Consider the following 13,177-nt stretch of genomic DNA (forward strand, 5'->3'; position numbering starts at 1 on the left):
ATCAAATTAATCGTTTGGAAAAACAAAAAAACCGCTAAGTACTAGCGGTTTTTTTAGTTTCAGGGGCTTAGCTTAACCTAGCTTAGCGAGGTAGCGCCGGATTTGGGCTTCAATGCCGGTGCTGTCTAATTCGATATCGGCATGGATTTCTTGTTGTGTGCCTTGCGAAATAAAACGATCGGGTAAGCCTATTTGCAGGACGGGTTTCACCGTGCCTTGCGCCATCAATGTTTCAATGACGCCAGAGCCAGCGCCGCCCGCTACCGCATTCTCTTCCACGGTTACCAAGCAGTCATGGGCTTTTGCCATCTCCTCGATCAGTGTGTGATCAAGAGGCTTAGCAAAGCGCATATCGACAACCGTTGCATTGAGCGCTTCTGCCGCTTCTAATGCGCTTGGCAGCAAGGTACCAAAGTTAAGGATCGCGATGCACTCGCCTTGACGTTTGACCACACCCTTACCCACGGGGATAGCTTGCATTTTATCTTCAATAACAGCGCCCATCCCGCTGCCTCGTGGGTATCGCACTGCGGCGGGACCATCATGAGTATGACCGGTATACAGCATTTGACGGCATTCGTTTTCATCACTGGGCGTCATGACAACCAAATTTGGGATGCATCGTAAGTAACTTAAATCAAACGCACCTTGGTGAGTTTGACCGTCGGCGCCGACAATACCACCGCGATCAATCGCAAATAACACCGGAAGATTCATGATCGCGACATCATGAATGAGCTGATCATAAGCGCGTTGTAGAAAGGTCGAATAAATCGCGACCACCGGATGATAGGTTCCAATCGCCATACCCGCGGCAAGCGTTACCGAGTGTTGTTCCGCGATAGCGACATCAAAATATTTATCTGGGTGTGCCTTAGAAAAGCGGACCATGCCAGACCCTTCTCGCATGGCTGGCGTGATGGCTAACAATTTGTCATCTTGTTCGGCCATATCACAAAGCCAATCACCAAACACATTGGAAAAGCTGGGGCTGGAAGGCTTGGACTTAGGTAACGTATGCACGCTCGGATCAAACTTGGGGACAGCATGATAGCCAATCGGATCGTTTTCTGCCGGCGCGTAACCTTTGCCTTTTTTGGTCATCACATGTAAAAATTGCGGACCTTTTAGGTGGCGCATATTTTTAAGGGTTTTGACCAGCTCTTCGACATCGTGCCCATCAATCGGACCAATGTAATTAAAGCCTAACTCTTCAAACATGGTGCCAGGCACGACCATGCCTTTGAGGTGTTCTTCCGCACGACGTACCAATTCTTTAATCGGGGGGGCGCCGGAGAGCACTTTTTTGCCGCCTTCGCGAATGCTGGTATAGACATTGCCAGAAAGCAATTGCGCAAAATGATTATTCAAGGCGCCGACATTTTCTGAGATAGACATCTCATTGTCATTCAGTACGACCAACATATCGGGCTTCACATCCCCAGCGTGGTTCATGGCTTCAAAAGCCATCCCCGCGGTGATGGCGCCGTCGCCAATCACACTGACTACGCGCCGGTTTTGCCCTTCTTTTTCCGCGCAGATAGCCATCCCGAGAGCTGCGCTGATTGAGGTCGAAGAGTGCCCGACTGACAGCACATCGTAAGGGCTTTCTTCTCGCCAAGGGAAGGGGTGAAGGCCATCTTTTTTCCGGATCGTGGGCATCTGCTCCCGCCGTCCGGTTAAGATTTTGTGGGGGTAAGCTTGATGCCCCACATCCCAAACAAGATGGTCAAACGGCGTATTATAGACATAATGCAGCGCCACAGTGAGTTCCACCGTTCCCAGCCCTGAGGCAAAATGGCCGCTGGAATGGCTCACTGTGTTAAGTAAATAGGTACGTAACTCCTCGCACAACTGAGGCAAGTGGTCACGCGGTAAGGTGCGTAACTCTTCAGGCGTATCAGCAAGCGCGAGGGTTGGGTATTTTGATATATCCAATGTCATAATGGTTCGGCGCTTTTATTAATCATGCTAGTTGTTGCGCTCGATGATATATCGGGCAAAAACTTCCAGTTGCTCGGTATTGTAGGGGATCGCCTCCAAGGCGTGTAGTGCTTCTTGGTAAAGTTGCGCCGCTTTTTCTTGCGCGCCAGCCAGCCCCAGCAAAGCAGGGTAGGTGCTCTTTTCCGCATTCACATCGGAACCTTGAGGCTTTCCAAGCGTTTGCGTATCGCTGGTAATGTCCAAAATATCATCCTGAACTTGGAATGCGAGCCCGATAGCATCCGCAAATCGGTCTAACGATCCAAGGTATTTCACCCCAGTCTCCCCAGCCGCATAGGCCCCCAATCGTACCGCCGCTTTAATGAGTGCACCGGTTTTATTACGATGAATTTGCTTCAAGGCATATAAATCAACGGCTCGGCCTTCTGCGGCTAAATCAAGTGATTGACCCAGGCACATCCCGGATGCGCCGCTTGCATTGGCCAATACTTTCACCATATCGATACGGTATGGTTGGGCATTTGGATTGAGTTCACCTTCAGCAAGCACGGTAAAAGCCAGTGTTTGTAGCGCATCACCGGCGAGAATCGCCGTCGCTTCATCGAATGCAACATGACAAGTCGGCTGACCACGGCGCAAACTGTCGTTGTCCATCGCCGGTAAATCGTCATGGATTAATGAATAAGCATGAATACATTCTACGGCTACTGCGGGTGTGTCGAGCTGCGCAAGCGGTATACCGAAAAGTTGCCCCGTCGCATAGGTTAAAAACGGGCGAATCCGTTTTCCTCCCAATAACAAGCCATGGCGCATCGCCTGAATAAGAGGTTGTTCCTGATGGTCTAGGGTATAAAGCCAGGATTCAAGTTGTCGGTTACTTCGCGTTTGCGTCTCGCGCAGCGTATCTTTTGCAACAGTACTAGTCATCGTCTTGGGGGGAAAACTCAGTCAGTGGCCCATCGTCTTCTTGCGAAAGCAAGATCTCGACCCGTTGCTCGGCGTCCGCCAAGGTTTTTTGCCCTTGACGGGTTAAGGTGATACCACGCTCGAAGCGTTTCATTGCCGTATCAAGCGGCAGTTCGCCGGACTCTAACGCGCCAACGATACTGTCTAACTCTTTGAGCGTGTCCTCAAAGGTCATATTTTCTGGTTTCTTCACAGCCATGATGCCATAAAATTAGAAAAGAAAGGCTAGACGGTAACTCAGCGGTGAAAAGTGGTCAAACCGCAGAGGCCGATTTTGTGTTCTTACCCCAAGCGGTAAATGGCATGTTATCCTTATTAATATTGACGGATTTACGCTAAACCTAAAGGATTGGTTGCCGATATAACCAATACCCTGAAAATGAACAACAATGACTTAATGGTAGTTAAGGGAGACTGACGTGGATATAGCGACGCTCATCGGCATCCTCGGTTCGTTCGCATTCGTTGTCATGGCGATGCTGCTGGGCGGCACCATGAACATGTATTTTGACGTTCCATCTGTGTTGATCGTCATCGGGGGCAGTCTATTTGTTGTCTTAACCAAATACACGATGGGGCAATTTTTTGGCAGCTTTAAAATCGCGGGTAAGGCTTTTATGTTTAAGTCCGATGACCCGGAAGATTTGATTGCCAAGATTATCGAAATGGCAGATGCTGCTCGTAAAGGTGGGTTTCTCGCCCTCGAAGAAATGGAAGTGAATAACTCGTTTATGCAAAAAGGCGTCGACTTGCTCGTTGATGGCCATGATGCGGATGTGGTCCGTGCCACCTTGAAGAAAGATATCAGCTTGACGGAAGAGCGGCATGATCACGGTATTGGTTTTTATAACGCGTTAGCGGATGTCGCCCCAGCAATGGGGATGATCGGGACCTTGATTGGTCTGGTTGCCATGCTTTCTAACATGGATGATCCTAAGGCCATCGGCCCGGCAATGGCAGTGGCTTTGCTGACGACTATGTACGGGGCGATGCTGGCAAATATGGTGGCGACCCCGATTGCCAACAAGCTCGCACTACGCAAAGAACAAGAGAAATTAAACCGTCGTCTTATTATGGACGGCTTACTCGCGATTCAAGATGGTCAAAACCCACGTGTGATTGATGGCTTTTTGAAAAATTACCTCAATGAAGGCAAGCGTGCAGTGGATGTCGATAATTAAAGCGTCTGCGTTGAACATCAAAAATAGCGAGATTTAAGGAGTCCTCATGGCACAACAGCAAGAAGAAGAAGAGGAATGCAAATGCCCGCCTCCCGGCTTACCGCCTTGGATGGGGACGTTTGCAGACTTGATGTCACTGCTCATGTGCTTTTTCGTCCTTCTGTTGTCCTTTTCAGAAATGGACGTGCTCAAATTTAAGCAAATCGCTGGCTCGATGAAATTTGCGTTTGGGGTACAAAACGTCCTTGAGGTGAAAGATATTCCTAAAGGGACCAGTGTGATTGCACAAGAGTTTCGCCCTGGCCGCCCAGAGCCGACGCCCATTGAAGTGATCATGCAGCAAACCATTGACATGACGCAGCGCACTTTGGACTTTCAAGAGGGGCAAGATGATCGCTCTGGCGGATCTCAGCGGACAACCTCTGACAAAGAAGGTGGATCGAGTGCTCAGGTTGCTTCACAGCTTGAACAACAACGGATGCAAGAGCAACTCGAGCAGTTACAAAAAGCCTTGATGCAGGCGTTGCAGCGCGAGATAGAAGAAGGCGCTATCGAGGTTGAAAACCTAGGTCAGCAGCTGGTTATCCGCGTTCAAGAAAAGGGGGCGTTTCCTCCCAATTCTGCGTTTTTGCAGCCTAAGTTCCGCCCCATGGTGCGCCAAATTGCGCAGCTGGTAAAAGATGTTCCTGGAGAAATTAAAGTGTCAGGCCATACTGATAGCACACCGCTAGAGTCTGAGCTATATCGATCTAACTGGGACATCTCCGCACAGCGTGCGGTATCAGTGGCACAGGAAATGGAAAAAGTGCCCGGCTTTAACCATTTGCGGATGAAGGTAGAAGGCTTGGCCGACACCCAGCCACGAGCTCCGAATAGCTCTCCCGACAATCGGGCCGCCAACCGGCGTGTAGAAATCGCTGTGATGCAAGGGAAACCGAGCTTTTCAGACGAGATCTCTGCTGATGATGTGGATGATCCCATCCCTTAACATCCTCTGCGACGGTCACGACTTATCGATTCCGATGCGTGAGCGTCGCCCTATTGCCGTTTAATAGACACAAGAATAGCCGGTTTCAGCGGCGCCTTGGTTATTGTATAATCCGCGGCTTTATTTCCAGCTGTATCGAACCGGTTATGAAGTTTATTGTTAAAATTCACCCTGAGGTGATCGTCAAAAGCGAGTCAGTCAGAAAGCGTTTTACTAAAATCCTCGAATGCAATATTCGTAATATTCTAAAGCGTCGAACTGGTAATACGGCGGTATATAACCGTCGGGATCACATTGAGGTGACATTAAAACAACCGGACGAGCGTCAGCTGGTGCTGGATGTGCTAACTAACACGCCTGGCGTCCAAACTGTGCTTGAGGTAGAGCAGACACTGTTTAACGATTTGCATCATATTTATACACTCACTTTAGAGGGAGTGCGTGATCAAATTGAAGGAAAAACGTTTTGTGTCCGAGCCAAACGCCGCGGCAAGCATGACTTTAGTTCTATTGAGCTTGAACGCTATGTGGGCGGTGGGTTAAACCAAGCTGTTCCGTCGGCAAGCGTACAGCTGAAAAAGCCTGACGTAACCGTGATGATGGAAGTTGACCACGATAAGCTGAACTTGGTGAAGCACCGTCATACCGGCTTGGGCGGCTTCCCGCTGGGTACGCAAGAAGACGTACTAAGCTTGATATCGGGCGGCTTCGACTCAGGGGTGTCGAGTTACCTGCATATAAAACGTGGTAGTAAGGTTCATTATTGCTTTTTTAATCTTGGCGGCAAATCTCATGAAACGGGTGTGCAGCAGGTTTCTCACTACCTTTGGAATAAATTTGGTTCCTCTGCCAAAGTGAAATTTATTTCGATTGATTTCGAGCCGGTGGTTAATAGCATTCTCGAAAACGTTGATAACGGTCAGATGGGCGTGGTGTTGAAACGCATGTTTGTGCGTGCGGCGAGCATGGTCGCAGAGCGCTTCGGTATTCAGGCCTTGGTAACTGGCGAGGCTTTGGGCCAAGTATCTAGTCAGACACTCACTAACTTGCGCATGATTGATAACGTCACTGATAGCCTGATTTTGCGCCCGCTGATCAACTGGGACAAAGAAGATATTATTGATACTGCACGCAAAATTGGCACCGAAGATTTTGCCAAAACCATGCCTGAGTACTGTGGGGTGATTTCGAAAAAGCCCACGGTCAAAGCGGAAAAAGCCAAGTTGGAGCATGAGGAATCAAAGTTTGACTTTAGCTTATTAGAACAAGCGGTTGATCAGGCGACGATCATGGATATCCGTGCCATTGAAGCGCTAAGCAAAGAGAAAGCGCCAGAAGCGGAATGGGTCAACGAGGTTGAAAAAGATTCCGTCGTTTTAGATATTCGCAGCCGCGAAGAGCAAGAAGACAAACCACTTAAGGTTGAAGGTGCGAACGTCGCTCATATTCCTTTCTTCAAGTTAGCGACGAAATTCGGTGATTTAGACCAAAATAAGACCTATTTGCTCTATTGTGAACGTGGCGTAATGAGCCGACTGCAGGCGCTTTACCTCAAAGACATGGGCTTTGAAAATGTGAAAGTCTATCGGGTGTAACCCGATGAAACGCTAAATAAAAAAACAGGCAGCCAATCAGGCTGCCTGTTTTCTATTTAGCTCCGAGGAGCTTCGCTTTCGGTGAACTTTTTCTCATAATGCAGTTGAGGCAAAGGCATCATCGGCTCAGCGACCTGCCAGGCCAGCTTTTTGCCGCCAAGAACGTGGACGATTTCAATCGCGAATTCCATCGCTGAGCCGGGCCCCTGACTGGTGATTAAACGGTGATCATAATCGGTCATCACGCGGCGCCGACTGAGCCATTGTTCCGGGATCCGATCGCTCACGCTCGGATGGCAGCTCATATGAGAGGTCGGGAATAGCTGGTGGCGTTGTAACACCAGAGCTGGCGCCGCACAAATCGCCGCGACCCAAGCCTGATCGCTTTGCTGCTGCTTAATGATCTCTGTTACCAGCGTGCTGTCACCTAAACATTGTGCGCCGTCGATGCCACCCGGTAAAACCACGCAATCAAATGGTTGATCGGCCACCGCGGCGAGTGTGGTGTCACAGACGATCACTACCCCACGAGAGCCGGTGAGGGTGAGCGTTCCATCAGGTGCCGCACTGGCGACAGTAACGTCAAACCCCGCTCGTCGCATCACGTCAATCACGGTGACTGCTTCTATTTCTTCGCTGCCGGGGGCCATACAAATGAGGAGACGTTGTTGACTCATGAGGATTCCTTATGCCGTTGACCTTGTTTTACCGCCTGATAGAGCTGCTGATGATATGGGGCCGATATGTGGTGTTCGGCTGCGCGCTGCAACACATAACCTGTAATGTAGTCGAGCTCTGTCGGACGTTGATAGAAGACATCACGATTCATGGATGAATAGTTGTTTGCGGTTGCTTTTACCACGGTATCAATCTGTTGGCGGATCTCTGTCACAGAGGTGTGGACGCCTTCAGCGCGCATCACATTGGCTAACTCTTGGCACAGTTCGCGAATGATAGGATCGTAGTCAACTTTGAGCAACTCACCATTTTGAATGCCATGCACCGCGGTCAGTGGATTAATTACGCTGTTGATCGCCAGTTTATACCAAAGTGACTGAAAAATGTCGCGCTTCCACGTCGCGGTGGGAAGGGCATGATCAAACACCTCAGCAATAAAGGTGCAGGCATGGCCGGCTTGATTACCTGGCCCAATATCGGTTGGTCCATGCCCGGTGTGCTGACAATCACCGGTACGGGTGCGACAGACACCATGAGATGTGGTAGCAAGCAGCAGAGGTTGAGCGTCAGGTAACTGTGTTGCCAACCATTGATGCGGTCCCATTCCATTATGCATAAGTACAACCAGAGTCTCTGGGTGTAAATAGGATAGATAGGGAAGCAATGCGGCTTGGATATCATAGGCTTTGGTGCAGACTAACCAGAGATCGCTTTGTTGCATCAAAGCGGTTTGGTTGGCGGGCAAGGTGAACGATGTGCCGTCTAAAGAAAGGGTGCGTTCACTTGCGGGGTCTCGCGTGACCAAATTAACGCTATGTCCTGCTTGGGTTAGTTTCACCGCCCATAATGTGCCAATGGCGCCAGCACCAATTAGGGTAATCCTCATCACATCGCCTGCTTGGTTAAAACCTCAGTGTATCATAACCATAGAGGATGAAGGGCAAAGCAGGAAAGCAGCGCGCCGACGAGGGCCGGCGCGCTAGTCAGTTAGAATTTGTAGGTGGCGTTTAGATAGTGAGATATGCCTGAGCTGTCAAGGTCTTTCGGGCCCTTATCTTCAATCAGATAGACGTCATTGTAAGCCTTGAGGCCATATCCGAGGGCGTAGTTATCTGAATGCCAGTATAGGCCGTTAAACATCGCACCACCGTGGGTCGCTTGGCTTTCGCCTTTGAAAGTGTCATCGGCACCAAACTGGTAATCGATATAACCTTGGTAAGACAGGAAACTGCCGTTGTCAAAGAAGTGGAAAGGCTTAAACCAGTTGGTGGAGAATTGATAGCCATTCCAATCTTTGTTATTGATGTCATACAAGCCATAGAGGTTCATGCCCACTTTGCCAAACCAAGGCAGTTCAACATCGGCACCGATACCCCAAAATGAGTTGTTAGTGCTATCAAATGGCTTCCCATTACCACCGCCCCAGTTAAATAGAGTCGAGAAGTACACTTCTTGCACGGGGCCAAACGACAAGTCTTGCCCGGTGATGCCGTCAATCGAGAAGCGGGGTGCCAACTTCATAAAGGTTTTATCTGCACCTTTTTTGTTGTTGTTGTCGCTGTCGCTTTCTGCTAAGTCAAAAATATCGACGTAACCATAAAGATCGACCACGCCTTTACGGCCGCCAAACTCCATCTCGAGATAGTTATGATTGTTATCGTTTCCAGTCGGTTGTGGCTTCTCATTAATGGCATACATAGCATTAAACTGAAGCCATTTGTGATCATTTTTGTAAATGTCATCGGAGTAATCGGCGGCGTTGGCAACAGATACGCTGCTTGCGGCGATAACGGCGAGTGCGAGTAGGGATTTTTTCATAGTGACTGCCTCTGCTGGGTGTTAATTACGCGGTGTGCGTTCATTAAGAGCAGTATATGGGGAAAGTTCACTATAAAGAATGTAATAAACATAGGCACACAAATGGATTGTGACCTGTGACAAGTTGTAACGGTTTACATGGCCGTTTTATGTGATCTTTGTTAATAATTAGACAACAGTGGAGAGCAAAACTTTGCACTCCACTGTGATACGTAGGGTCAGTTGCGACGTGAATCTGGGCAGTGTTCAGGTGCTTGATCGTTTTGTGACGAGGATTGGCGGAATTGCCTGCCAATATAGATCAGCATGACCAGCCCAGGAATCACCATCAGAGCGGTTATTACGAAAAATGTTGACCAGCTATCCAACCAGTCCACCATCATGCCACTAAATGAGGCGACAGTGGTGCGGCCTAGATTCCCCAACGACGCCAAGAGGGCGTATTGAGTAGCTGAAAACGCACGGCCCGTTAAGAAGGTTAAGAATGACACGAACGCAATGGTTGCAAACGCTGACGTAAAGTTATCGACTAAGATTGCGCCCAGCAGCAGGTGCTCGTTGGGCCCAACCATCGCTAGCCAGGCAAACATCAGGTTGCTGGAGGCCATGGCCACGCCACCAATAAACAGCCCTTTAATCACCCCGAAACGCAAATTGATATAACTACCAATCAGGGTGTAGACCACGGTGAGGCCCCAACCGACAAGTTTGGAGTAGTAACCAATTTGTTCATTGGTAAAGCCGACATCTTTATAAAACACGATCGACATCCGTCCTAGGAAGGCTTCACCCAATTTAAATAAAAATACAAACAGCAGCAGTGTTAGCGCCACTTTCACCCCATTGCGACGGAAAAACTCGGCAAAGGGCTCGACCACGGTGACCGCCAGCCACGCACGCAAGCCACTGTATCCTTGCGCCAAATAGTGGCGAGTGGCGGCATCTTGGCGCTGTTCACGGTCACTGTCTGGTTCTTTCACATACAGCGTCGCCAATGCCATTAAGCCGATAAAGCCTGCCATGATCACATAAACATGATTCCAACCGATGGCATCTGCGTTAATAAAGCCAACATAACCTGGCACCGAATAGCCGGTCCACCAACCAATCACAGACATCGCCGACGCGAGCGGGAATTTATCGGTCTCATGTTCAGCAAAGTTATCAATCCGAAAGGCGTCAATGGCAATATCCTGGGTGGAAGACGCCAGTGCAATCGCAAAAATGAGTGAGGATAACACCACGGTGGTGACCCAAGGATCGACCGCTTTAAGCCCTTGTAAATCAAGTTGTGACAACGCCAAGGTGGCAATCAACATAATCGCCTGCGTCGAAAAAATCCAACTGCGGCGCTGACCCAAGCGCTGAGATAGAAAAGGGATCTTAATGCGGTCGAGTAATGGCGCCCATAAAAAGTTGACTGCATACAGGACGAAAACCGAACCAAATAGACCAATCGCGGTGCGTGATAGGCCCTCGTCAGCCAACCAACCATTTAAGTTGGAGCCAATCAACACCCAGGGAAAGCCACTACAGCAACCCATTAAGAAAACAAAAAGTAAACGACGATCGGCGTAGGGCGCCAATGTCGTTTTGAACTTGGATGACAGCATAGTGGTTAGCCTACTTGTCGCTATTGAGAGGACATCCGGTAGATATTGGTGATAACAATCGGCTGTTGCGGTACATCTTGCATGCGTTTGCTCGGGACGGTCACTGTGGGTTGCTTGGTCATCGTTTGGAGCGTATTAAAGCCCTCCACGACTCGACCAAAAACCGTATATCCCACTTTATTGGGCGTGGCGTCTAAAAAGCCATTATCACGGATGTTGATATAAAACTGCCGGGTGGCGGAGTCGGGCTCTTGCGTACGTGCCATGGCGATTGTCGCTCGCCGATTCTTCAAACCGTTAGATGATTCATTGTCTACCGGCTCGTAGCTTGGTCGGCGATTCAGGGCTTTATCAAACCCGCCGCCTTGCACGACAAATCGTGGGATCACGCGATGAAACTGCGTCCCGACATAACTGCCATCGTCAACATAACGCAAAAAGTTGGCCACGGTTTTCGGCGCTTTTTGCGGGTTTAGTTTTACCGCAAAATCACCCAAGGTGGTTTCGACTTTAACCATGACACTGGCTTGCACTGGCGTGATGACCAGCACAAGAATCCAGAGAAGCGAACGACATACCATGCTTAAAAGTGTGCTTTCATATGATCAAGGAGTTGCTCGTCGTCGGCAATGTCTTGTAACACCGCTTCAAGCAAGTTATTCAGCGCCAGTTCGATATCATCAGGTGATGCACTGCTTACACCGCTTTGCGTCGATTTCCCGGTATAACGTTTAACAAAGCGACCCTTTGGGGATTCAGCAACGAGCTGTAATTGGACCGATGCTTCCATGTCATGTTTAAACACGGTGTGTTTGACTCGGACTAAGGCATCAAGAATGTCGAGGCGCAACACTCCCGGGCCATTGGCAACCACTCGAAACCCTTGTGATGACAGTTGACGAGACAGCGTGTCTTCTAATACCACACGCAAGTTTTGGCTGGCGTGCAGCGGTTTGACATTGGAACGACCGCTATCGATAACCGCAACGAATTGTGCGGTACGTAAGTCTTTACTCTTCACCACGACCGGAAGATTGTTGACTTGCTGCTGATTGGATGACGCCGGAGAGGGGGCGATAGTCAGCTGTGGCTCACGGGGTGTCGAACAGCCAGCAAGGACTAATACAGCGATAGCAATAATCAGTTTTTTCATGGGGTTCGGCTTCCTTTTCTTAATATTAGGCATTGACTGCCTTGAGAATAACGAATTTTTTATTCGACGCAACGACAGTGACATGACCAAAAAGACGTTTAAGCTTAGTATGATAGCCGAGATGACGATTGCCAATGACTAAAAGCTCGCCATTCGTGGTCAGAACACGTTTTGCGTCACAAAACATTTGCCAAGCAATATGATCGGTAATGGTTTGCTGCTGGTGGAAGGGTGGGTTACAGAGCACAAGATCGATATCTGAATGCGCAAAACCGGTGAGGCAATCTCTGGCCTCACAGAGAAAACGGCGTGAGTCGATATCATGGCGATTCAGATTGTGTTTTGCGCTGGCGACGGCCATATGGCTTTCATCGACCGCATAAATGAACGCCGCTGGATTATTTCGTGCCGCTTGTAATGCCAATACGCCGTTACCGCAGCCTAAATCGACAATGCGTTTTAAATGTGCCTGACTCGGAATGTGCGGCAGCATTAAATACGCGGCAATATCGAGTTTCTTGGCCGAGAAAACATTGGGCCAGTTAGCCAGTCGCATCGAGAATTCTGGTACGTCGACATCGTTGACCGGATCGGGCTGCGGTCCTGGTTGCTTGGTCGGTGTGGTAAAAATCAAACGCGCTTTTTTCTTCGCCAGCGAGGTGGTTGTTGCCCCCAGCCAATGCTCAAACTGATTAAGGGTCGAGGTATGGATCTCTTTCGCTTTAGCACTCGCTAGCACAAGCGTATGCGCATCAGTGACACTGGCGAGTTGCTGAAGTTGCCAAGTGAGCATTTTACTGCTTTTCGGTACGCGTAACATCACCGCATCGATATCCGCCGGTAAGGTATCTAAGCTGGTAAGCTGAGTGATACCCGCGAGATCATTGTGTGCCAAATTCTCAATCGTCGCTTGCTGCGAAATAACCGAATCGCTGACTTGAAAAACATCAAATCCTTGCTGGCTGGCCCAGCAACTGAGTGCGCCAAATTGATCATTAATGATCAATATTCGCGCATTTTTACGTACTGACCATGTGCTAGCGTGCGCAATCATATACTCATCGGCGGCATCGAAGGCTTGCAGCGTCTCATTTTTTCGCTGCGGGTAACGGTGTAGCGTCAAGGCTGATTCGCTACCTGGAATCGGAAGTAGTGTTTTCATTGGCGCGTTTGCATCGGGGGTTACGGACTGCGTATATTGTCGCACTCAAGCGATAACTGCAATGTAAACGAGGGCAAAC

General features: G+C 49.3%; 13 protein-coding genes. 3 read left to right on the forward strand and 10 right to left on the reverse strand.

Features of this window, described 5'->3' with window-relative positions; translation table 11 throughout:
- Positions 1–72 precede the first annotated feature (72 nt).
- The 3 genes from dxs to xseB are packed head-to-tail and all read right to left on the reverse strand — an operon-like array spanning position 73 to position 3,109.
- The gene (dxs, locus tag HLG76_RS08385; protein WP_021024155.1) at positions 73–1,944 is read right to left on the reverse strand and encodes a 1-deoxy-D-xylulose-5-phosphate synthase; all 1,872 of its coding nucleotides are present in this window, start codon (positions 1,942–1,944) and stop codon (positions 73–75) included.
- Between the two features lie 27 nt (positions 1,945–1,971).
- Entirely contained in the window at positions 1,972–2,871 is a 900-nt protein-coding gene (gene ispA, locus HLG76_RS08390; protein WP_175993460.1) for a (2E,6E)-farnesyl diphosphate synthase, read from the reverse strand.
- The gene (gene xseB, locus HLG76_RS08395; RefSeq protein WP_077461639.1) at positions 2,864–3,109 is read right to left on the reverse strand and encodes an exodeoxyribonuclease VII small subunit; all 246 of its coding nucleotides are present in this window, start codon (positions 3,107–3,109) and stop codon (positions 2,864–2,866) included. The genes ispA and xseB overlap by 8 nt, the downstream gene beginning before the upstream one ends.
- A 220-nt stretch (positions 3,110–3,329) precedes the next feature.
- On the opposite strand from xseB, the gene pomA reads away from it, so the two are divergent.
- From pomA to thiI, 3 genes are all read left to right on the forward strand, one after another.
- Positions 3,330–4,091, forward strand: coding sequence for a flagellar motor protein PomA (gene pomA / locus HLG76_RS08400; RefSeq protein WP_021024152.1), 762 nt, complete (start codon positions 3,330–3,332; stop codon positions 4,089–4,091).
- 46 nt (positions 4,092–4,137) lie between these two features.
- A complete protein-coding gene (locus HLG76_RS08405; protein WP_021024151.1) occupies positions 4,138–5,079 on the forward strand; it encodes a flagellar motor protein MotB in 942 nt (313 codons plus the stop codon).
- Positions 5,080–5,225: 146 nt separating this feature from the next.
- Positions 5,226–6,674: a tRNA uracil 4-sulfurtransferase ThiI gene (gene thiI / locus HLG76_RS08410; RefSeq protein ID WP_175993461.1), complete on the forward strand. Its 1,449-nt coding sequence runs from the start codon at positions 5,226–5,228 to the stop codon at positions 6,672–6,674.
- 56 nt (positions 6,675–6,730) lie between these two features.
- Here the strand turns inward: thiI and HLG76_RS08415 are convergent, their stop codons facing one another.
- From HLG76_RS08415 to HLG76_RS08445, 7 genes are all read right to left on the reverse strand, one after another.
- Positions 6,731–7,351, reverse strand: a complete 621-nt coding sequence (locus HLG76_RS08415) for a DJ-1 family glyoxalase III (RefSeq protein WP_175993462.1) — start codon at positions 7,349–7,351, stop codon at positions 6,731–6,733.
- Positions 7,348–8,238, reverse strand: coding sequence for a 2-dehydropantoate 2-reductase (locus tag HLG76_RS08420; RefSeq protein ID WP_175993463.1), 891 nt, complete (start codon positions 8,236–8,238; stop codon positions 7,348–7,350). Before HLG76_RS08420 ends, HLG76_RS08415 begins: the two co-directional genes overlap by 4 nt.
- A 101-nt stretch (positions 8,239–8,339) precedes the next feature.
- Positions 8,340–9,170, reverse strand: coding sequence for an outer membrane protein OmpK (locus HLG76_RS08425; protein WP_175993464.1), 831 nt, complete (start codon positions 9,168–9,170; stop codon positions 8,340–8,342).
- Between the two features lie 218 nt (positions 9,171–9,388).
- Positions 9,389–10,783, reverse strand: a complete 1,395-nt coding sequence (locus tag HLG76_RS08430) for an MFS transporter (RefSeq protein ID WP_175993465.1) — start codon at positions 10,781–10,783, stop codon at positions 9,389–9,391.
- 20 nt (positions 10,784–10,803) lie between these two features.
- Positions 10,804–11,301: a peptidylprolyl isomerase gene (locus HLG76_RS08435; protein WP_241824094.1), complete on the reverse strand. Its 498-nt coding sequence runs from the start codon at positions 11,299–11,301 to the stop codon at positions 10,804–10,806.
- A 65-nt stretch (positions 11,302–11,366) separates the two neighbouring features.
- Positions 11,367–11,936 (reverse strand): YajG family lipoprotein, encoded by a 570-nt coding sequence (locus HLG76_RS08440; protein ID WP_175993466.1) that lies wholly within the window; start codon positions 11,934–11,936, stop codon positions 11,367–11,369.
- Between the two features lie 25 nt (positions 11,937–11,961).
- Positions 11,962–13,098: a methyltransferase gene (locus tag HLG76_RS08445; RefSeq protein ID WP_175993467.1), complete on the reverse strand. Its 1,137-nt coding sequence runs from the start codon at positions 13,096–13,098 to the stop codon at positions 11,962–11,964.
- Positions 13,099–13,177: the final 79 nt, after the last annotated feature.

Source organism: Salinivibrio sp. EAGSL (assembly GCF_013366455.1).
Lineage (GTDB): Bacteria > Pseudomonadota > Gammaproteobacteria > Enterobacterales > Vibrionaceae > Salinivibrio > Salinivibrio costicola.